At 68.5% G+C, this 18,907-nt stretch carries 18 protein-coding genes and 3 tRNA genes; 12 read left to right on the top strand and 9 right to left on the bottom strand.

Going from position 1 to position 18,907, the window contains the following annotated elements; all coding sequences use genetic code 11:
- From BLU22_RS14875 to nadA, 4 genes are all read left to right on the top strand, one after another.
- A partial coding sequence (locus BLU22_RS14875; protein WP_173867185.1) for a 7-cyano-7-deazaguanine synthase occupies positions 1–118 on the top strand: 118 nt, incomplete at its 5' end.
- Between the two features lie 54 nt (positions 119–172).
- A tRNA-Lys gene (locus tag BLU22_RS14870) sits at positions 173–247 on the top strand.
- A gap of 74 nt (positions 248–321) precedes the next feature.
- Positions 322–396, top strand: a tRNA-Lys gene (locus BLU22_RS14865).
- A 114-nt stretch (positions 397–510) separates the two neighbouring features.
- On the top strand, positions 511–1,569 hold the full coding sequence (nadA, locus tag BLU22_RS14860) for a quinolinate synthase NadA (protein ID WP_090216126.1): 1,059 nt from the start codon (positions 511–513) through the stop codon (positions 1,567–1,569).
- A gap of 90 nt (positions 1,570–1,659) precedes the next feature.
- Here the strand turns inward: nadA and BLU22_RS14855 are convergent, their stop codons facing one another.
- Positions 1,660–3,093, bottom strand: a complete 1,434-nt coding sequence (locus tag BLU22_RS14855; protein WP_090216123.1) for a M48 family metalloprotease — start codon at positions 3,091–3,093, stop codon at positions 1,660–1,662.
- 108 nt (positions 3,094–3,201) lie between these two features.
- On the opposite strand from BLU22_RS14855, the gene BLU22_RS14850 reads away from it, so the two are divergent.
- Positions 3,202–3,453, top strand: a complete 252-nt coding sequence (locus BLU22_RS14850; protein ID WP_090216120.1) for a sulfurtransferase TusA family protein — start codon at positions 3,202–3,204, stop codon at positions 3,451–3,453.
- Between the two features lie 54 nt (positions 3,454–3,507).
- Here the strand turns inward: BLU22_RS14850 and BLU22_RS14845 are convergent, their stop codons facing one another.
- Both BLU22_RS14845 and BLU22_RS14840 read right to left on the bottom strand, forming a co-directional pair.
- Positions 3,508–3,981, bottom strand: a complete 474-nt coding sequence (locus BLU22_RS14845; RefSeq protein ID WP_090216117.1) for a peroxiredoxin — start codon at positions 3,979–3,981, stop codon at positions 3,508–3,510.
- Between the two features lie 22 nt (positions 3,982–4,003).
- Positions 4,004–4,561 (bottom strand): glycine cleavage system protein R, encoded by a 558-nt coding sequence (locus BLU22_RS14840; RefSeq protein ID WP_090216115.1) that lies wholly within the window; start codon positions 4,559–4,561, stop codon positions 4,004–4,006.
- A gap of 171 nt (positions 4,562–4,732) precedes the next feature.
- On the opposite strand from BLU22_RS14840, the gene dapA reads away from it, so the two are divergent.
- The 4 genes from dapA to BLU22_RS14820 all read left to right on the top strand — a co-directional run bounded on the left by dapA (position 4,733) and on the right by BLU22_RS14820 (position 7,859).
- Positions 4,733–5,611, top strand: coding sequence for a 4-hydroxy-tetrahydrodipicolinate synthase (dapA, locus tag BLU22_RS14835; RefSeq protein WP_090216113.1), 879 nt, complete (start codon positions 4,733–4,735; stop codon positions 5,609–5,611).
- A 16-nt stretch (positions 5,612–5,627) separates the two neighbouring features.
- A complete protein-coding gene (bamC, locus tag BLU22_RS14830) occupies positions 5,628–6,719 on the top strand; it encodes an outer membrane protein assembly factor BamC (protein WP_090216110.1) in 1,092 nt (363 codons plus the stop codon).
- 85 nt (positions 6,720–6,804) lie between these two features.
- Positions 6,805–7,674, top strand: a complete 870-nt coding sequence (locus BLU22_RS14825) for a phosphoribosylaminoimidazolesuccinocarboxamide synthase (protein WP_090216106.1) — start codon at positions 6,805–6,807, stop codon at positions 7,672–7,674.
- Between the two features lie 95 nt (positions 7,675–7,769).
- Positions 7,770–7,859: transfer RNA gene (locus tag BLU22_RS14820), tRNA-Ser, on the top strand.
- Positions 7,860–8,150: 291 nt separating this feature from the next.
- On the opposite strand, the gene BLU22_RS14815 is transcribed toward BLU22_RS14820, so the two are convergent.
- Positions 8,151–9,326 (bottom strand): YbfB/YjiJ family MFS transporter, encoded by a 1,176-nt coding sequence (locus tag BLU22_RS14815; RefSeq protein ID WP_090216103.1) that lies wholly within the window; start codon positions 9,324–9,326, stop codon positions 8,151–8,153.
- Positions 9,327–9,465: 139 nt separating this feature from the next.
- A complete protein-coding gene (locus tag BLU22_RS14810) occupies positions 9,466–11,031 on the bottom strand; it encodes a glycoside hydrolase family 17 protein (protein WP_090216099.1) in 1,566 nt (521 codons plus the stop codon).
- Between the two features lie 495 nt (positions 11,032–11,526).
- Between BLU22_RS14810 and BLU22_RS14805 the strand changes: the two genes are divergently transcribed.
- Together BLU22_RS14805 and BLU22_RS14800 are read left to right on the top strand one after the other, a co-directional pair.
- On the top strand, positions 11,527–11,841 hold the full coding sequence (locus BLU22_RS14805; RefSeq protein WP_090216096.1) for a DUF485 domain-containing protein: 315 nt from the start codon (positions 11,527–11,529) through the stop codon (positions 11,839–11,841).
- Positions 11,841–13,499, top strand: coding sequence for a cation acetate symporter (locus tag BLU22_RS14800; RefSeq protein ID WP_090216093.1), 1,659 nt, complete (start codon positions 11,841–11,843; stop codon positions 13,497–13,499). The genes BLU22_RS14805 and BLU22_RS14800 overlap by 1 nt, the downstream gene beginning before the upstream one ends.
- 80 nt (positions 13,500–13,579) lie before the next feature.
- On the opposite strand, the gene BLU22_RS14795 is transcribed toward BLU22_RS14800, so the two are convergent.
- The 4 genes from BLU22_RS14795 to mnmC form a co-directional block, all read right to left on the bottom strand.
- Positions 13,580–13,813, bottom strand: coding sequence for a YheU family protein (locus BLU22_RS14795; RefSeq protein WP_090216090.1), 234 nt, complete (start codon positions 13,811–13,813; stop codon positions 13,580–13,582).
- Positions 13,814–13,922: 109 nt separating this feature from the next.
- On the bottom strand, positions 13,923–14,189 hold the full coding sequence (locus tag BLU22_RS14790; protein WP_090216088.1) for a metal-sensing transcriptional repressor: 267 nt from the start codon (positions 14,187–14,189) through the stop codon (positions 13,923–13,925).
- Positions 14,189–14,743, bottom strand: coding sequence for a Tll0287-like domain-containing protein (locus BLU22_RS14785; protein ID WP_090216085.1), 555 nt, complete (start codon positions 14,741–14,743; stop codon positions 14,189–14,191). Before BLU22_RS14785 ends, BLU22_RS14790 begins: the two co-directional genes overlap by 1 nt.
- A 212-nt stretch (positions 14,744–14,955) precedes the next feature.
- Positions 14,956–16,917, bottom strand: a complete 1,962-nt coding sequence (mnmC, locus tag BLU22_RS14780; protein WP_090216082.1) for a bifunctional tRNA (5-methylaminomethyl-2-thiouridine)(34)-methyltransferase MnmD/FAD-dependent 5-carboxymethylaminomethyl-2-thiouridine(34) oxidoreductase MnmC — start codon at positions 16,915–16,917, stop codon at positions 14,956–14,958.
- A 475-nt stretch (positions 16,918–17,392) separates the two neighbouring features.
- Between mnmC and pap the strand changes: the two genes are divergently transcribed.
- Positions 17,393–18,886, top strand: coding sequence for a polyphosphate:AMP phosphotransferase (gene pap, locus BLU22_RS14775; RefSeq protein ID WP_090216079.1), 1,494 nt, complete (start codon positions 17,393–17,395; stop codon positions 18,884–18,886).
- Positions 18,887–18,907: the final 21 nt, after the last annotated feature.

The following is an 18,907-nucleotide window of genomic DNA, read 5'->3' as shown; positions in this document are numbered from 1 at the left end:
CGTGTCCTGCTACCAGGCCGACGACGACGGTCGCGCCTGCGGGCGTTGCGACAGCTGCCGGCTGCGCGCCGAGGGTTTTGCCGGTGCCGGAGTGGCCGATCCGACCCGATATCGCTGAGCGGTGCAGAAAAAGCTTGAAATTCCGAATCAAATCAGTATGATGCGCGGCGTTGGGTCGTTAGCTCAGTGGTAGAGCAGTTGGCTTTTAACCAATTGGTCGTAGGTTCGACCCCTACACGACCCACCACTATTTACTCGCAGGCATTGCCCATCGCTCCCGGCGCTGGGCAAAGCAGGCAAACCAGCAAGATGCGGCTCTCCGGGTCGTTAGCTCAGTGGTAGAGCAGTTGGCTTTTAACCAATTGGTCGTAGGTTCGACCCCTACACGACCCACCACTTCCGCACTCTTGTCCTCCCGCGTTTCACTCCCCTCCGCATAGCCTCCCGTCTGGTGCTCTGGAACGGGTGTATACTCCGGTTCCCGCACCCTAACCCTCAGGTGCAGCGAACATGACGCAGATTTCCGAACGACTCCTGGTTCAGGCCCATCTGGATGCCAAGCAGCCCCGCGTGCTGACCGAACAGGAGATCGCCGACTACCGCCAGTCGATTGCCGCCGAGCTCAAGGCGCACAACGCCGTGCTGGTCGCCCATTACTACACCGATCCGATCATCCAGGCTCTGGCCGAGGAAACCGGCGGCTGCGTGGCCGACTCGCTGGAAATGGCCCGCTTCGGCAGCCAGCACCCGGCCTCGACCATCGTGGTCGCCGGGGTGCGCTTCATGGGCGAGACAGCGAAGATCCTCAATCCCGAGAAGCGCATCCTGATGCCGACCCTGGAGGCGACCTGCTCGCTGGACCTGGGCTGCCCGGTGGAAGAGTTTTCCGCGTTCTGCGACCAGCACCCCGAGCGCACCGTGGTGGTCTATGCCAACACCTCGGCGGCGGTGAAGGCGCGCGCCGACTGGGTGGTGACTTCCAGTTGCGCGCTGGAGATCGTCGAGAGCCTGATGGACAACGGCGAGAAGATCCTCTGGGCGCCGGACCAGCACCTGGGGCGCTACATCCAGCGCGAGACCGGCGCCGACATGCTGCTCTGGGAAGGGGCCTGCATCGTCCACGAGGAGTTCAAGGCCAAGCAGCTGCAGGATCTCAAGGCGCTGTATCCGGATGCCGCGGTACTGGTTCACCCGGAGTCGCCGGAGGCGGTGGTCGCCCTGGCCGATGCGGTGGGCTCGACCAGCCAGCTGATCAAGGCGGCGCAGACGATGCCCAACCCGATCTTCATCGTCGCTACCGACCGCGGCATCCTCTACAAGATGCAGCAGCTGTGCCCCGGTAAGTCGTTCATCGAGGCGCCGACCGCCGGGCAGGGTGCCACCTGCCGCAGCTGCGCGCACTGCCCATGGATGGCGATGAACACCCTGGAGCGCACCCTGGATTGCCTGCGCCAGGGCAGCAACGAGATCCACGTCGATCCGGCGCTGATCCCCAGGGCGGTCAAGCCGCTCAAGCGCATGCTCGACTTCACCCAGGCGCTGCGTCTGCAGCAGGGCGGCAACGCCTGAGGATGCGGTCTGCAACGAAAAAGGCCCGGCAGAGATGCCGGGCCTTTTTCGTCGCTGCTCGTGCCGGCTCGACCGGGGTGCGCTCGTGCCTTAACGCAGCAGCTGGTCGATGGCGCGTTTCTCGTCGAGCAGTTCGCTGTGGCGGGCGTCGATGCGCGCGGCCAGCTGGAAGTTGCCGCTGGCGCGGCGCCGGGCGAAGTCCAGCTGCTCCAGCGCCTGATCGTAGTCGCCGACCCGAGCGAAGTATTCGGCGCGCGCCTGGTGCAGGCCGATGATGTTGCCGGCCAGGCCGCGGGTTTCCGCCTGCAGGTACCACAGCTCGCTGTCGTTGGGGCGCTCGGCGAGCAGGGCGTCGAAGGCCTTTTCCGCCTCCTTGGCGCGGCCCTGCTTGAGCAGCAGTTCGGCCTGCTGCTGGCGCAGCGGATAGCTGGACGGGTAGAGGCCGAGCAGGCGTTGCAGACGCTGCTCGGCGTCCGTCAGGCGGTCGCCGGCGATGTCCAGCTCGATGTGCGCCAGGTTGTAGACGATGTCGTTGGGCGCCTGCTGCAACAGCGGCTGCAGAGTCTGGCGGGCCTCGTCGAGCTGGCCGCTGCGGCGCTGCGCGAGGGCCAGGCCGTAGCGGGCGGCGTCCAGACGCGGGTTCTCGTCGAGCTGGGCGCGGAAGCGCTTGGCGGCCAGGCCCGGGGTGTTCTCGTAGTGCAGCTGCACGCGGGCGCGCATCAGTTGGTAGAGCAGGCTGTCGCTGCGCCCGTTGCCGGCGAACTGCTCGGCGCGGTTGCGGGTATCGGCTACCCGCGACTCGTTGACCGGGTGGGTGAGGAGGAATTCGGGCGGCACGCGGGTGTAGCGGTACTGGCGCATCAGGCGCTCGAACATGCTCGGCATGTTGCGCGGGTCGTAGCCGGCGCGCTGCAGGTTGAGCAGGCCGATGCGATCCGCCTCTTGCTCGTTCTGCCGCGAGAAGCTGCGTTGTGCCTGGATCGCCGCCGCTTGGGTCGAGGCGATGGCGGCGATCCCGGCATCGCCGGCACCCGCTGCGGCGGCGACCACGCCGGCCAGCAGCGCGGCCATCAGCGGCACCTGCATGCGCTTCTGTTCTTCCAGTCCGCGGGCGAAGTGGCGCTGCGAGAGGTGGGCCAGTTCGTGGGCCAGCACCGAGGCGTATTCGCCCTCGTTCTGCGCGTGGAGCAGCAGGCCGGCGTTGACGCCGATCACCCCGCCTGGGGCGGCGAAGGCGTTGAGCTGCGCGCTGTCGAGCAGCACGAAGGCCAGGCGGCGGTCGTCCAGCTGGCTGGTTTCGGCCAGGCGATAGACGCTGGTCTCGATGAAGTCCATCAGCAGCGGGTCGGGCAGGCTCTTGACCTGGCCGCGCAGCAGGTTCAGCCAGGCGCGGCCGAGCTGGTATTCCTGGTCGGGCGAGACGATCGAGGAGCTGGCGTCGCCCAGCGCGGGGAGGTCGCTGGCGGCCAGCGGAGTCGCCAGCAGGCAGGCCAGCGTCAGCAGGGTGGGGCGCAGAATCTTCATCGGGCAGGCTCGCAGGGGGCAGGCCGCTACTCTAGCCGCAGCGGCCGGCGGCTGGCCAGTCGCCGCGCGGCTTGGGTATGCTGCGCGGCATTTTGCGGAGGAATGACGATGACCGATGCGATCGGGCCGCTGCCGGCCTTCGATGCCGAACTGGATGCCAGCGGATTGAGCTGCCCGCTGCCGCTGCTCAAGGCCAAGCTGGAACTCAACCGCCTGGCCAGCGGCGCGGTGCTCAAGGTCATCGCCACCGATGCCGGCTCGCAGCGCGATTTCCGCGCCTTCGCCCGGCTGGCCGGGCACCAGCTGCTTCATGAGGATGAGGCGGACGGCCGCTTCCGTTACTGGCTGCGCAAGGCCTGAGTGGGCGGTGCCGGGCGCTTGTCCGGGGCGGGCGCCCGGCGGCCGGCATGGTCCTCAGCGCGCGGCCAGCTCGCGGGCGGCCTGCAGGACCGCCTCGACGTGGCCGGGCACCTTGACGCCCCGCCACTCGTGGCGCAGCACGCCATCGGCGTCGATCAGGAAGGTGCTGCGCTCGATGCCCAGGTATTCCTTGCCATAGAGCTTCTTCGGCTTGATCACCGCAAACTGCTGGCAGAGCTGCTCGTCGCCGTCGCTGATCAGCTCGAAGGGAAAGTCCTGCTTGGCCTTGAAGTTCTCATGACTGCGCAGGTCGTCGCGCGAGACGCCGAACACCAGGGTGTTGGCTGCGGCGAAGGCTTCGTGCAGGTCGCGGAAGTTCTGCCCCTGGGTGGTGCAGCCGGGAGTGCTGTCCTTGGGATAGAAGTACAGCACCACCTGGCGGCCCTTGAGCGCGCTCAGCTGGACCTGCTGGCCGCTGGTGGCCTGGGCCTGGAAGTCGGCGACGGGCGAATCGAGAGTGACCGGCATGGTGTGCTCCTTGGGCGGCGGGTTACGGGTTCTGCGGGCGCCAAGGCTCAATCAGCGCATCGAGGTTGAGGGCGTCGGCGAAGTCGAGGAACTGGTCGCGCAGCCAACTGATCTGGGTGCCCGGCGGCAGGGTAACGGTGATGGTGGCGTTGAGCAGCGCGGCGCCGGTCTGCGGGGCCTGGAAGGTGTCGCAGGTCATGTTCTCCAGTTCGATGCGGTGATCGCTGAAGAACTGGCACAGCTCGCCGAGGATGTCCGGGCGATAGGCGGCGCTGACGTAGACCACGTAGGGCAGCGCATTGGGGCGCTCCTCGGCGGCCGCGCTGCGCGTCACGTTGATGATCATGTCGTGGCGCTTGGCCAGCGCGGGCATGCTGCCCTCCAGGCGGGCCAGGCCGTCCCAGCTGCCGGCGACCTGCAGTACCAGGGCGCTGTACTCGCCGTGGCGGCTCAGGCGGCTGCTGATCACGTTGCAGCGGCTCTCCTGGCTGGCCCGGCAGAGCACGCTGGTGAGCTCCATGGGCGAAGCCCCCAGGGCGCTGATCACGAGAAACTGTTCACGGGGAGGCGTAACGGACATGCATGGTTCCTGCGAAAGAAAAGTGGCGACAGCCCGCTGTCGGCAAGGCCGGGAAGGGTAGCGAAAAGCGCCGGCAAGGGGAATGCCCGGGCCGTCGCAGCCGGCTTGTGCAAGGCCGGGGCCATCAGTACCATTACGGCCTTGTTTATATATAGCGGCAGGAGCGGTTGGATGATTTCGGGCAGCATTGTGGCACTGGTTACGCCCATGGATGCACAGGGCAACCTGGACTGGGACAGCCTGACCCGGCTGGTCGATTTCCACCTCCAGGAAGGCACCAACGCGATTGTCGCGGTCGGCACCACCGGCGAGTCCGCCACGCTGGACGTGAGCGAGCACGTGGCCGTGATCCGTCACATGGTCAAGCAGGTGGCCGGGCGCATCCCGGTCATCGCCGGCACCGGCGCCAACTCCACCCGCGAGGCCATCGAGCTGACCGCCTCGGCCAAGGCCGCCGGCGCCGACGCCTGCCTGCTGGTGACGCCGTACTACAACAAGCCGACCCAGGAAGGCCTGTACCTGCACCACAAGGCCATCGCCGAGGCCGTGGCCATCCCGCAGATCCTCTACAACGTGCCGGGCCGCACCGCCTGCGACATGCTGCCCGACACCATCGCCCGCCTGTCCACGGTGGCCAATATCATCGGCGTCAAGGAAGCCACCGGCGACCTGGCCCGCGGTCGCGAAGTGCTCGACAAGGTGTCCGGCGACTTCCTGGTCTACTCCGGCGATGACGCCACCGCCGTCGAACTAATCCTGATGGGCGGCAAGGGCAACATCTCGGTGACCGCCAACGTCGCCCCGCGGGCGATGAGCGAGATGTGTGCCGCCGCCATGCGTGGCGAGGCCGAGGCCGCCCGCGCCATCAACCAGCGTCTGATGCCGCTGCACCAGAAGCTGTTCTGCGAAGCCAACCCGATTCCGGTGAAATTCGCCCTGCACGAGATGGGCCTGATTCCCGAAGGCATCCGCCTGCCCCTGACCTGGCTCAGCCAGGACTGCCAGGAGCCGCTGCGTCAGGCCATGCGCCAGGCCGGCGTGCTTGCCTGACCCACGGAGAACATGCATGAAGCAACTGGCCGGTCTTTCCGCGCTCGCCCTGATCATCGCCACCAGCAGCGGCTGCGGCTGGCTGTGGGGTGAGGATGGCTACTTCCGTGACCGCAGCAGCGATTACCTGACCTCCCGCGAGGCGCCGCCGATGCAGCTGCCCGCCGATGTCCAGGCACGCCGCCTCGACCCGCTGCTGCCGATCCCGGCCGGTGTGCCGACCTCCAGCGCCCAGGGCGAGTACGAGGTGCCGCGTCCGCAGGCGCTGCGCGCCACTGCCCAGCGCAGCGAGTTCAGCCTGCAGCGCAGCGGCGAGCAGCGCTGGCTCATCGCCCAGCGTCCGCCCGCGGAAGTCTGGCCGCTGGCCCGCCAGTTCTTCGAGCAGGCCGGTCTGCCGATCGCCGGCGAGCGTGCCGAGGTGGGCGAGCTGACCAGCGCCTGGGCGCCGCTGCCGGCGGCCTTCCGCCGCCACCTCGACGACGGCGACGACGAGGTCAGCGTGCGCCTGCGCATCGAGCCGGGCGTGCAGCGCAATACCAGCGAGATCTTCCTGCTCAGCAACGTCCGCCCCGAGGGCAGCTCGGCCAGTCCGGCCTGGCCGACCCGTGCGGTGGCGCCGGCGCTGGACGCCGCATTCCTCGAACAACTGCTCGACAATCTCGACAGTAATGCCGGGCGCGGCAGCAGCGTATCCCTGCTGGCCGACCGTCGCTTCGATGCGCCGAATCGGGTCAGCCTGGGCCGCGACGGCAACGGCAACCCGCAGCTGACCCTGGCCACCGACTTCGACCGCGCCTGGTCGGCCATCGGTCGCGCCCTGCAGGATGCCGACATCCGCGTCGACGACCTCAACCGCAGCCTGGGCGTCTACTACGTCAACCTTGCCGAGGGTGCCCGGCAGCCAGACGAGAAGCCGGGTCTGTTCTCCCGTCTGTTCGGCGGAGAGTCCGACCGCGATGCGGTCGATGCCCGCGCCGAGCGCTACCAGCTGCGCCTGACCACCCTGGGCAGCAGCGTGCAGGTGTCCCTCGACAAGGACAGCGAGACGGTCGCCCCCGGTGATGTGGCCCGCCGCGTGCTGGGCCTGCTCCAGGAGCGCCTGGACTGACCCGTCCAGCGTTCAGCCATCCACCGCGACAGGCGAAACCCCCAGGGTTTCGCCTGTCTTGTTTGCCAGAAACGGAACCGCCGACATGAGCACACCCACCACCCTGAGCCTGAAGAAGATCTACTCGGGCAAGGTCCGCGACCTCTACGAAATCGACGACAAGCGCATGCTGATGGTGGCCAGCGATCGCCTGTCGGCCTTCGACGTCATCCTCGAGCAGCCGATCCCGGAGAAGGGCAAGATCCTCACCGCGATCTCCAACTTCTGGTTCGACAAGCTCAAGGATCTGGTGCCCAACCACTTCACCGGCGACAGGGTCGAGGACGTGGTGCCGGCCGCCGAGCTGGCGCTGGTGGAAGGTCGCGCGGTAGTCGCCAAGCGTCTCAAGCCGGTGCCGGTGGAAGCCATCGTGCGCGGCTACCTGGTCGGCTCCGGCTGGAAGGAATACCAGAAGAGCGGCACCGTCTGCGGCATCGCCCTGCCGGCCGGCCTCAAGGAAGCGGCCAAGCTGCCGCAGCCGATCTTCACCCCCTCGACCAAGGCCGCCGTCGGCGATCACGACGAGAATATTTCCTTCGCCCAGTGCGAGACGCTGATCGGCGCCGAGCTGGCCGCCCAGGTGCGCGACACCGCCATCGCCCTGTACAGCGCGGCGGTCGAGTACGCGGCGACCCGCGGCATCCTCATCGCCGACACCAAGTTCGAGTTCGGCCTCGACGAGGACGGTACCCTGACCCTGATGGACGAGGCGCTGACCCCCGACTCCAGCCGTTTCTGGCCGGCCGACAGCTACGCCGAGGGCAGCAACCCGCCGAGCTTCGACAAGCAGTTCGTCCGCGACTGGCTGGAGTCCACCGGCTGGAACAAGCAGCCGCCGGCCCCGGCGGTGCCCGCCGAAGTGGCGCAGAAGACCGCCGACAAGTACCGCGAGGCGCTGACCCGGCTGACCCGCTGACGTCGTATCGGCGCGCAAGCATCTGATTCGGCGAATTTTTTTCATCGAGGGGGTTCGCCAAACCGATTTCAGCTGTTATGATGCGCGCCGACTTGGGGGAGATGCCGGAGTGGTCGAACGGGACGGATTCGAAATCCGTTGTATCCGCGAGGGTACCTAGGGTTCAAATCCCTATCTCCCCGCCATATCGAAAGCAAAAGCCCCTGATTCCCCTAGAGAATCAGGGGCTTTTGCTTTTTTACGCTGGCCAAGTGTCGAAAAAGTGTCGAGAGTTTCTGTAAGCGCGCCCGACTCGGCGCCGTCTTACATGGTGTTTGGCATGCGCCGTTTGCAGCATGTTTGGCGCAAGAGCCCGCCTGTAGGCGGGCTTTCGCGTTTCTGGGTGCTGGGTCGGTGCTAGGAGGATTGATAATCGGGGCGGGGCGTGCGATTGCATCGCCGCTGCCGCCCTTGCGCGTTACGGGCGGAAATCTGGCTTACGCCTGCTGCTGTGCCGGCACCGCGAGCATCCACGCGAACCCCCAGGCCAGCGCCCCGGCGCCCAGCCAGAAGGCGCTGTGCAGGCTGCCTCCCTGGTTGAGCCACTGGCTGGTCAGCCAGGGGCCGGCGAGCTGGGCGACACTGTACAGCGCGATCATCGCGGCCGAGATGCGCGGCCCCTGGTGCGGCTGTAGGCTGCGTCCCAAGCGCTGGGTGAGTAGCACGGTGCCGAGGAAGGTGCTGCCGACCAGCAGGGCGCAGAGCACGATGCCGCTGGCGCCGGGCAGCAGCAGGGCGGCCAGCACGCCGGCCAGCTGGATCAGGTAGTTGACCTGCAGGGCGCGCTTGTCGCCCAGGCGCGCGCCGGCGCGATTCCACAGCCAGGGCGCGATCAGGGTGGCCAGGGCGACCAGCAGCCAGCTGCCGCCGACCAGGAAGCTGCCTGCCTCGAGTTGCAGGCGGGCGAGCATCGGCAGGAAGGTCATCGGCAGGATGTAGCCCATCCCGGCGCCGGCATAGGCGAGGAACAGCGGAATGCTGCTGCGATCCAGCAGCCGCCCGCTGGGGGCGGCCTGGCCGCTGGGCGCTGCGTGCTCCGGGGTATCCAGACGTGCCAGCTGGCGCCAGCCCCACCACGCCAGCGGCAGGCTGAGCAGTGCCGCCGGCCACCAGCGAGCCGGGCCGTGCAGCCAGTCGGCGCTGAGGCTGACCATCGCGCTGGAGATCAGCAGGCCGCCGCCGACGCCGAGGTAGACCAGCCCGCTGGCGCTGGCGCTGTTCTGCCGGGCCAGCCATTCGAGGATCAGCGCCGGTGCCTGGACGAACACCAGGCCGTTGCAGAGGCCGTTGACCAGGCGCAGGGCGGCCAGCAGGTCGGGATCGCTGGCCTGGGTCTGCAGCAGGGTGGTCAGCACGTGCAGGGCCAGCCCGGCCGGCAGGCAGCGGCGGATCTGTGCGATGCGATGCCAGCGGATCGCCAGCAGGGCACCGGCCAGATAGCCGAGGTAGTTCCAGCTGGCGATGTCGGCGCCCTGGCGCAGGGTCAGCAGGCCGTCCTCGACCAGCCATGGCAGCAGCGGGGTGTAGATGAAGCGGCCGAGGGTGTGTACCACCAGCAGCACGGCGGCACCGGCGAGCAGCACCGGCAACAGGTTGGAGCGGATGACGGTCATGGGCAGTCCTTTGCGCCAGCCTGTGGCGCGGCGCTTGTTGTGATGAACAGCGCACGCGGGCGCCTGCCGCCGAGCTTAGGGACTCGGCGGCAGGCGCGGCAAGCGGGAAACGCCCGCGCCGTTGCCGGCGCGGGGCGGTTCAGGCGGCTGCGGCCGCCCGGCAGGTGTCGGCCACGCTCGGCGCGCGGCTGCGCCACAGTGCCAGCAGCAGGCTCAGGGCGACCACTGCCCAGCCGAGCGCCTGCAGGTTGAGCAGGGTTTCCTGCCAGAGCAGCGGCGGCAGGCCGATGCCGAGCAGCACGGCGAGCAAGCCCAGCTCGGTGCGCGGGCCGCGGCACGGGTGCAGCAGGTAGGCGAGCGCCGGCAGCAGCAGGGCGGCGCTGGGGAAGCTGCGATAGCGCGGATCGAAGACCAGCGCCAGCATCAGCCAGGCGCCGGCCAGCCCGGCGGCCAGCAACCACCAGGCGGCGCGGGCTTCCAGCCAGCGGCCGAGGCGGGCGCGCCAGCCGTGCTCTGCCGGGTTGACGGCCAGCAGCAGGCGGGCGGCCACCAGCAGGTTGAGGACGGCCAGGGCGCCGTGCCACAGCCACTCGCCGAGATGGCGGCTGTCGAGGGTGGTCTGCTGCAGCCAGAGGCCCAGGCTGGCCGCGCCGAGGCCGGTCAGCAGCGGCAGTTGCCAGTCGGCGCCGGGGCGGTGCGGCCGCCCGGCCAGGGCCAGGCCGGCGATCAGCAGCAGGCCGCTGACGGCGAGCCAGCGCGGCCAGTCCGGCAGGTTGGAGACCGGCCCGGCGAGGATGCCCTTGTCCTGGCGGTGGGCGTCGAACAGGCCCCAGTAGCCGCCGACCGTGCCCTCGCTGATGCGCTTCCAGGGCTGGTCGAAGGCTTCGATCAGGTTGTACTGCCAGCGGTGCTGCTCGGCCAGGTCGATGAAGCCGCGGATGAAGCGTGCCTCGTTGACCCGGCTGGGCAGGGCGTCCTCGCGCTGGCGGCCCTGGCTCGGCCAGCCGGTCTCGCCGACGAAGATCGGCTTGCTGTAGAGACGCTCGAAACGGGCATGCACCTTCTCGACCTGGGCCAGCGCGGCGTCGATGCCGGTGGGGTCGTCCTCCCAGTAGGGCAGCAGGTGGATGGTGACGAAGTCCACGGCCGGGCCGACCTGCGGGTGGCGCAGCCAGAACTCCCAGACATCGGCGTAGGTGACCGGCTGGGCGACCCGCGACTTGACCTCCTCGATCAGCGCGACCAGGCGCCGGGCGCTGATCTCCCGGCGCAGCAGCGCCTCGTTGCCGACGATCACCGCCTCGACCACGTCCGGGTGGGCGTTGGCGGTGCGCACCAGGCCCTCGATCTCCTCGCGGGTGGCCTTGGTGTCGCGGCTGACCCAGGCGCCGATCATCAGGCGCATGCCGTGCTGGCGGGCGATGTCCGGCAGGGCTTCGAGGCCGGTCACCGAGTAGGTGCGCAGGCAGTCGAAGCGCTCGGCGAGCAGCGCGACATCGGCCTCCATGCGCTCGCGACGGATCTCCAGCGGCAGGTCGAAGGGCGACTGGTCGTGATCGAAGGGGCTGTAGGAGGTGCATTGCAGGCGTGTGCCGGCCTGGGGAGCGGCGGCGAGGTGCTGGTCGCGGCCGAGGCTGTACCAGAGGCCGGCAAGAGCCGCCAGGACGCATAGCAGGGCCAGCAGGTAACGGGAGAACGTGGGCATGGCGGTGGACAGTCGGCAGTCGGAAAGCCGCGCATATTAGGAGGCGCCCGGCCGCTGCGCCAGCCCCCCGGTGGATGCCTGCGCGGCGCCGGGTATTCGCGGGTGCCGGCCGCCGGGCCAGGGCATCTGCGCCCCGTGCCGCGCGACGAGCGGCGCGCCGGGCGTTGCCGTCGTGGCCGGTGCGGTGGCGGCCTCCGGCGGAGGCGTGCCATGCCCGCTGCCGGAGGCGCAAGACCAGCGTCGGAGCGCTGCGGAAAGTGTCGGTGCTGGGGCGTTGCATAGTTGTGTTCTATGGATATGCAAAATCGCTCCAGGCCACGGCTATCGCGGGCTGCAGCCCGCAAAACCCTCCGCGGCAGGAGGGAAAGGCTCTATTCCGAACGTCGGCGGGCAGAAGGGGAGCGACTAAAGTCGTCTGGTGTTAGACACAACCGGACATAAAGTACCGCCCTGTCCCCTACACGGGGGACATCAGATCGTGTGGAGACTCATCCAATGAACAACGAAAATGTGTACCGGCAGATCTATGCCAACCCACGCTTCAAGGAACTGGTGGCCAGGCGCGGTCGTTTCGCCTGGCTGCTGTCCCTGGTCATGCTGGCTGCCTACTTCGCCTTCATCCTGGTGATCGCGTTCGACCCGAAAGTGCTGGGCATTCCGCTGGGCCCGGATACCGTCACCACCTGGGGCATCCCGGCGGGTCTGGGGCTGATCTTCCTGGCCATCGCCCTGACCGGTGTCTACGTGCAGCGTGCCAACGGTGAATTCGACCGTATCACCCAGGAAATCCTCGACGAGGCGCAGAAATAATGATTGCTCGTTTCCTGACCGCTGCCGCCCTGCTGGCAGCGTCCCCGATGCTGCTGGCGGGCGAAGCCCTGACCGGCGAAGTGCAAAAACAGGCGACCAACTGGACCGCCATCTCCATGTTCGTGATCTTCATCGTCGCGACCATGGGCATCACCAAGTGGGCGGCCAAGCGCAACACCTCCACCGCCGACTACTACACCGCCGGCGGCAGCATCACCGGCTTCCAGAACGGCCTGGCGATCGCCGGCGACTATATGTCCGCCGCATCCTTCCTGGGGATTTCCGCGCTGGTGTTCACCAGCGGTTACGACGGTCTGATTTACTCCATCGGCTTCCTGGTCGGCTGGCCGCTGATCCTGTTCCTGATGGCCGAGCGCCTGCGCAACCTCGGCAAGTTCACCTTCTCCGACGTGGCCTCCTACCGCCTCGGCCAGACCCAGATCCGCATCCTCTCGGCGTTCGGCTCGCTGACCGTGGTGGCTTTCTATCTGATCGCCCAGATGGTCGGTGCCGGCAAGCTGATCCAGCTGCTGTTCGGTCTCGACTACTATGTCGCGGTGATCCTGGTCGGCGTGCTGATGGTCTGCTACGTGCTGTTCGGCGGCATGCTGGCCACCACTTGGGTACAGATCATCAAGGCCGTGCTGCTGCTCTCCGGCGCCAGCTTCATGGCGATCATGGTGATGAAGCACGTGGGCTTCGACTTCGGTTCGCTGTTCTCCGAAGCGGTGAAGATCCACGAGAAGGGCGCTGCCATCATGAGCCCCGGCGGCCTGGTGACCGACCCGGTCTCGGCGATCTCCCTGGGCCTGGCGCTGATGTTCGGTACCGCCGGCCTGCCGCACATCCTGATGCGCTTCTTCACCGTGTCCGACGCCAAGGAAGCGCGCAAGAGCGTGTTCTACGCCACTGGCTTCATCGGCTACTTCTACATCCTGACCTTCATCATCGGCTTCGGCGCGATCCTGCTGGTCAGCACCAACCCCGAGTACAAGGACGCCACCGGCGCCATCATCGGCGGCACCAACATGGTGGCCGTGCACCTGGCCGAAGCGGTCGGCGGCAACCTGTTCCTCGGCTTCATCTCCGCCGTGGCCTTCGCCACCATCCTCGCGGTGGTCGCCGGCCTGACCCTGGCGGGCGCCTCTGCCGTGTCCCATGACCTGTATGCCTGCGTGATCAAGAAGGGCAAGGCCAAGGAAGAGGACGAGATGAAGGTGACCAAGCGCACCACCCTGGCCCTGGGTGTGGTCGCGATCCTGCTCGGCATCGCCTTCGAGAAGCAGAACATCGCCTTCATGGTGGGCCTGGCCTTCTCCATCGCCGCCAGCTGCAACTTCCCGGTGCTGTTCCTCTCCATGTACTGGAAGAACCTGACCACCCGCGGCGCGCTGTTCGGCGGTGCCCTGGGCCTGTTCACCGCGCTGGTACTGACCATCCTCAGCCCGACCGTATGGGTGCAGGTACTGGGCAACGCCGAGGCGATCTTCCCGTACTCCTACCCGGCGCTGTTCTCGGTCGTCGCCGCCTTCATCGGTATCTGGTTCTTCTCGATCACCGACAAGTCGAAGATGGCCAGCGACGAGCGCGAGCGCTTCTTCCCGCAGTTCGTGCGTTCGCAGACCGGCCTGGGCGCTACCGGCGCCGTGGCGCACTGATCCGCGTCGAGCATTGCAACTCCTTCATTGGGCAGCCTTCGGGCTGCCCTTTTTTTTGCCTGCAGGGCGGGAAGGCCGCGTCAGTCGTCGCCCAGGTGCTCGGCCGGCACTTCGTGGCGTGGCAGCAGCAGGCACTGCTGGCTGTCGGGGTCGAAGAGGATCACCGCGGTGCCGCGCGCCAGGGCCTGACGCACCCGCTCGACGCGGGTGGTCAGCGGAGTGTCGTCGCCGTTGTCGGTGCCTTCGCGGGTGACGAAGTCCTCGATCAGACGGGTCAGGGTGTCGGCTTCGAGCAGGGTGTGGGGGATCAGCATGGCGGCTCCGCGAACAGGGTGGGCGCGCATCCTAGCAGCGCCTACCGGTGCTGGGCCATGCCGCGCACCGGGCGAGTGCGGCGCGGTTCGCACGTGCCTCGCCGCTCGCTCAGGTGTACTTGGTAAAGATCGCGCGGACCTTGGCGAGAGTTTCCGCACTGTCCTGCGCGGTGTCGTGCATGGCTTCCTCGACCAGGCACATCAGCATGGCCTGGTAGGCGCGGTCCAGCGCCTTGCGCGCGGCGCTGAACTGCTGGGCGATGGCCTCGCAGTCCTCGCCGCGCCGGATCATCGCCTGCAGGCCGCGTACCTGGCCTTCGATGCGCGCCAGGCGCTTGAGCATGGCGTCCTGATGCTGCTGGGCGGGCGTTTGCATCACTGTGCGTCCAGCGGGCGGCGCAGGCTGAAGGCGCCACGCAGTTCGCCGAGGGCGAAGCCGCGCGCCTGGTCGGCGGGATAGCGCTGATCGATCACCGCCGCCAGTTCCGGTTTGATCGCGCTGCCGTGGCAGGCCAGGCACGGTTCGCCGGTGGGAATGGCCTTCATCAGGCGGAATTCGCCGTCGACCACCTCGGCATGACGGACCTCGGCGACCGGCTCGCCGGCGGCGATGCGCGCGGCGAACTGCTCCAGCACTCGGCGCTCCCAGGCGTCCGGGACGTTGTCCGGGTTGCGTACCTTCAGCGCGGTGCGCCCGACCTGCCAGGGGGCGGCGCTGTGCTGCGCGGCGATCTGCGGGGCGAGGCTCTGGCAGGCGGCCACGGCCTGAGCCGGACCGCCGTCCTGCAGTGCGGATTTCACTGTGTCGAGCAGGTGCTGCTGGAACGGCGGGATCAGTGCGGCGCCTTCGGCGCTCAGCTTCTGCAGGTCGGGGGCGGCGAGGGTGCTGCCGCTCAGGGCGGCGAGCAGGGCGAACGAGACGAGACGCATGGAAGCTCCTTCAGGTGATCTTTTACTGGGGGGAGTATCTGCGCGGCGCGCCGGCAAGGCAAGACGCCCAAGGCAGTCGGGGGAATCGCCTGCAGGTTGCCGTATCGGATGAGTAGGGTGCGCCGTACGCACCGCAGGATCGGAGCGACCCAGGGTGTGCATGGCGCACCACTACAAATGGCGTGTCATTGCCCTGACGTGCAGACGCCGGCTCAGCGCCCGCGGATCAGCTCGCGCAGCAGGAAGCGGCTGGGATGGCAGGCCTCGGCCACCGCGCGGGGCAGCGGCAGCGCTTCGTCGTCCAGCCAGGCGGCGATCAGTTCGGCCGACAGCGGCGCGCTGATCAGCCCGCGCGAGCCGTGTCCAGCGTTGACGTACAGGCCGTCCAGCCAGGGCGCCGGGGTGTCGAAGCGCTGGCGGGCGTCCTTGCCGAGGGCGGCGTAGGCGGCGCGGAAGGCCTCGGCGTCGACCAGCGGGCCGATCAGCGGCAGGTAGTCCGGGGTGGTGCTGCGGAAGGCGGCGCGGCCCTGCAGGCTGGCGAGATCCAGGGCGTCGGCGCCGAGCGCGTCGGCCAGCGCCGGGGATATCTGCCGCAGCATGCCGAGGTTGTCGGCGTGTTCTTCGGCACTCAGCGCCAGGTCGTCGCGCTGGAAGTTGAAGCTGGCGCCGAGAGTGTGCTCGTCGCCGCGCGGCGGCGCCACATAGCCCTCGGCGCACAGCACGGTGCGCAGCGCGCGACTGGCGGGGCTGGCCGGCAGGCGGCTGATCTGGCCGCGGATGCGCTTGAGCTTGAGGTGGGCGGCAGCCGGGAAGCGCAGCACCTCGCTGGCGCTGCAGAGGATCGCCACCGGCGCGGCAGCGAGCAGCGTACCGCCCTGACGGGCCTGCCACTGGCCGTCGATCCGCTGCAGGTCGAGGGCTTCGCTATGGGTATGGACGCGGATCGCCGGATCGGCGGCGAGGGCGTGGCACAGCGCCGGCGGATGCACCCAGCCGGCTTCGGGATACCACAGGCCGCCCTGCTCCAGCGCCAGGCCGCTCAGCGCGCTGGCCTCGGCGGCATCCACGGCGCGCAGCAGCGCGGCGGGGAAGGCGGCGGCGAGCCGCGCCTGGCGCTCGCGCTCCTTGGCGTCGAAGGCCAGTTGCAGCACGCCGCAGGCGCTCCAGTCCTGGCCGGGCTGCAGGCGCTCCAGCAGCCTTCGGGTGTGACCGAAACCGGCCACCACCAGCTGCGAGAGCGCGGTGCCGTGGGCGGAGAGCTTGAGGTACAGGACGCCCTGGGGGTTGCCGGAGGCCTCCTCGGCCAGCGCGCCGTGACGCTCCAGCAGGTCGACCTGCCAGCCGCGCGCCGCCAGGCTGGCGGCAGTGGCGCAGCCGGCCAGACCGCCGCCGATCACCAGCGCGCGGCGCTCGCCCGCCGTGCGCGGCGGACGCGCGTACCAGGGCGGGCCGGCTTCGGCGGGTGCGCCGCTGCAGGTGCCGGCGAGCATCTCGCGCTTGTGGCCGAAGCCCTTGACCTTGGCCATGGCGAACCCGGCCTCGATCAGCCCGCGGCGCACGAAGCCGGCGCAGGTGAAGGTGGCCAGGCTGGCGCCGGGGGCCGACAGCCGGGCGAGTTGGGCGAACAGCTCCGGGGTCCACATCGCCGGATTCTTCGCCGGGGAGAAGCCGTCGAGGAACCAGGCATCGATGCGCGCATCCAGGCTCGGCAGCGTTTCGAGCACGTCGCCGACCAGCAGGGTCAGCACCACCCGCCCGCCGGCGAACACCAGCCGCTGGTAGCCCGGGTGGATGCCGACGTACTGGGCCAGTAGCTGCGCGGTGAAGGGCGCCAGCTCCGGCCACAGGTCCAGGGCGCGCTGCAGGTCGGCGCGCGCCAGCGGGTACTTCTCGACGCTGACGAAGTGCAGGCGGGCGTCGCCCGGCGCGCACTGCTCGAACAGCTGCCAGGCACAGAGGAAGTTCAGCCCGGTGCCGAAGCCGGTTTCGCCGATGCACAGGCGCGCACCGCCGCTGAGCGCGGCGAAGCGCTCGGCCAGACGGTTCTGGGCGAGGAACACATGGCGGGTTTCCTCAAGGCCCGAGGCTCGGGAGAAGTACACGTCGCCAAAGGTGCGGGACAGCGGCTGGCCCTGTTCGTCCCAGTCGAGCTGGGCATGCGCTTGTTCGGTCATCGGTCGGTGAGCGGGCTGGATGGGGGGCGCCATTCTAGCCGCCGGCGCAGGCCGCGTCTGCGCGCGTGCGGCCCGCAGCCTGGCGATGCTGACCCGGGTATCGTACACCGAGCTGTTCTCGATCAGCTCGACCACCGCGCGCGGATGCTCGGCGAGCAGCTCCAGCAGCACTTGGCTCGGCTCGTCAAGGAAAGTCGTGAAGGCATCCTGGCCGATGTTGGGGAACAGCAGACGCTGCTCCGGGGCATGGGCGATCTGCAGTTGCTTGATCCTCTGTTAGTGCTGTAGGCGGCTCGGCGCCGACCCATGACACCCGAGCGCGTACAGGACTACCCGGCGCACGCCGGGCATCGGGTATCCTGCACGACGAGCGGTTGCCGCAACGAGGCGCGCAGCCACTCCTCCCCGATTGCACCGCTGTGCCGGCGCGGGATGCGCTGCCGGTATTCCGACAACCATTGATGGTAGAGCCCGAATGTTCGAATCCGCCGAGATCGGTCACCAGATCGACAAGGAAACCTATGATGCCGCCGTCCCCGAATTGCGCCAGGCACTGCTGGAAGCGCAGATGGAGCTGCGCCAGCAGGCGCGCTTCCCGGTCTTCATCCTGATCAGCGGGGTCGAGGGCGCCGGCAAGGGCGAGACGGTCAAGCTGCTCAACGAATGGATGGACCCGCGGATGATCCGCGTCGAGAACTTCGACCAGCAGAGCGACGAGGAGCTGGCCCGCCCGCCCTACTGGCGCTACTGGCGGCGCATGCCGCCCAAGGGGCAGATCGGCATCTTCTTCGGCAACTGGTACAGCCAGATGCTCCAGGGGCGGGTGCACAAGCACATCGACGACGCCCAGCTCGACCAGGCCATCGACAGCGCCGAGCGCTTCGAGCGGATGCTCTGCGACGAGGGCGCGCTGATCTTCAAGTTCTGGTTCCACCTCTCCAAGCAGCAGATGAAGGCGCGCTTCAAGGCGCTGGAGGACGACCCCCGGCACAGCTGGCGGCTCAGCCCGCTGGACTGGCAGCAGAGCAAGACCTACGACCGCTTCGTGCGCTACGGCGAGCGCATCCTGCGCCGCAGCAGTCGCGACTACGCGCCCTGGTACGTGGTCGAGGGCGTGGACGAGCGCTACCGCAGCCTGAGCGTCGGGCGCATCCTGCTCGAAGGCCTGCAGGCGGCGCTGAAGACCAAGAACCGCCCGCAGCCCCATCCCCATGCCGCGCCGGTGGCGGCGAGCATCGACAATCGCGGCCTGGTCGACAGCCTGGACATGACCCAGAGCCTGGACAAGGACAGCTACCAGCAGCAGCTGGTCGCCGAGCAGGCGCGTCTGGCCACCCTGATGCGCGACAAGCGCTTCCGGCGCCATGCCCTGGTGGCGGTGTTCGAGGGCAACGACGCGGCCGGCAAGGGCGGGGCGATCCGCCGCATGGCCGAGGCCCTCGATCCGCGCCAGTACCGCATCGTGCCGATCGCCGCACCGACCGAGGAAGAGCGCGCCCAGCCCTACCTGTGGCGCTTCTGGCGGCACATCCCCGGGCGCGGCCAGTTCACCGTGTTCGACCGCTCCTGGTACGGCCGCGTGCTGGTCGAGCGGGTCGAGGGCTTCTGCTCGCAGGCCGACTGGCTGCGCGCCTACAATGAGATCAACGACTTCGAGGAGCAGCTCACCGACGCCGGGGTGGTGCTGGTCAAGTTCTGGCTGGCCATCGACCAGCAGACCCAGCTGGAGCGTTTCCAGGAGCGCGAACAGAACCCGCTCAAGCGCTTCAAGATCACCGAGGAGGACTGGCGCAACCGCGAGAAGTGGCCGCTGTACGTCGACGCGGTGAACGACATGGTCGACCGCACCAGTACCGAGATCGCGCCCTGGACGCTGGTCGAGGCCAACGACAAGCGCTTCGCCCGGGTCAAGGTGTTGCGCACCATCAACGACGCGTTGGAAGCGGCCTTCGCCCGCAAGCCGAAGTAGCGGGAGAGTGCCGTCCTGCCT

It is taken from the genome of Pseudomonas guangdongensis, assembly GCF_900105885.1.
GTDB lineage: Bacteria > Pseudomonadota > Gammaproteobacteria > Pseudomonadales > Pseudomonadaceae > Geopseudomonas > Geopseudomonas guangdongensis.
This window is presented reverse-complemented; position numbering and strand designations above follow the sequence as displayed.

Excerpts from the sequence above, each read along its gene's own strand:
- nadA (WP_090216126.1), top strand. The coding sequence starts at position 511 with ATGACGCAGATTTCCGAACGACTCCTGGTTCAGGCCCATCTGGATGCC.
- BLU22_RS14855 (WP_090216123.1), bottom strand. The coding sequence starts at position 3,093 with ATGAAGATTCTGCGCCCCACCCTGCTGACGCTGGCCTGCCTGCTGGCG.
- BLU22_RS14850 (WP_090216120.1), top strand. The coding sequence starts at position 3,202 with ATGACCGATGCGATCGGGCCGCTGCCGGCCTTCGATGCCGAACTGGAT.
- BLU22_RS14845 (WP_090216117.1), bottom strand. The coding sequence starts at position 3,981 with ATGCCGGTCACTCTCGATTCGCCCGTCGCCGACTTCCAGGCCCAGGCC.
- BLU22_RS14840 (WP_090216115.1), bottom strand. The coding sequence starts at position 4,561 with ATGTCCGTTACGCCTCCCCGTGAACAGTTTCTCGTGATCAGCGCCCTG.
- dapA (WP_090216113.1), top strand. The coding sequence starts at position 4,733 with ATGATTTCGGGCAGCATTGTGGCACTGGTTACGCCCATGGATGCACAG.
- bamC (WP_090216110.1), top strand. The coding sequence starts at position 5,628 with ATGAAGCAACTGGCCGGTCTTTCCGCGCTCGCCCTGATCATCGCCACC.
- BLU22_RS14825 (WP_090216106.1), top strand. The coding sequence starts at position 6,805 with ATGAGCACACCCACCACCCTGAGCCTGAAGAAGATCTACTCGGGCAAG.
- BLU22_RS14815 (WP_090216103.1), bottom strand. The coding sequence starts at position 9,326 with ATGACCGTCATCCGCTCCAACCTGTTGCCGGTGCTGCTCGCCGGTGCC.
- BLU22_RS14810 (WP_090216099.1), bottom strand. The coding sequence starts at position 11,031 with ATGCCCACGTTCTCCCGTTACCTGCTGGCCCTGCTATGCGTCCTGGCG.
- BLU22_RS14805 (WP_090216096.1), top strand. The coding sequence starts at position 11,527 with ATGAACAACGAAAATGTGTACCGGCAGATCTATGCCAACCCACGCTTC.
- BLU22_RS14800 (WP_090216093.1), top strand. The coding sequence starts at position 11,841 with ATGATTGCTCGTTTCCTGACCGCTGCCGCCCTGCTGGCAGCGTCCCCG.
- BLU22_RS14795 (WP_090216090.1), bottom strand. The coding sequence starts at position 13,813 with ATGCTGATCCCCCACACCCTGCTCGAAGCCGACACCCTGACCCGTCTG.
- BLU22_RS14790 (WP_090216088.1), bottom strand. The coding sequence starts at position 14,189 with ATGCAAACGCCCGCCCAGCAGCATCAGGACGCCATGCTCAAGCGCCTG.
- BLU22_RS14785 (WP_090216085.1), bottom strand. The coding sequence starts at position 14,743 with ATGCGTCTCGTCTCGTTCGCCCTGCTCGCCGCCCTGAGCGGCAGCACC.
- mnmC (WP_090216082.1), bottom strand. The coding sequence starts at position 16,917 with ATGACCGAACAAGCGCATGCCCAGCTCGACTGGGACGAACAGGGCCAG.
- pap (WP_090216079.1), top strand. The coding sequence starts at position 17,393 with ATGTTCGAATCCGCCGAGATCGGTCACCAGATCGACAAGGAAACCTAT.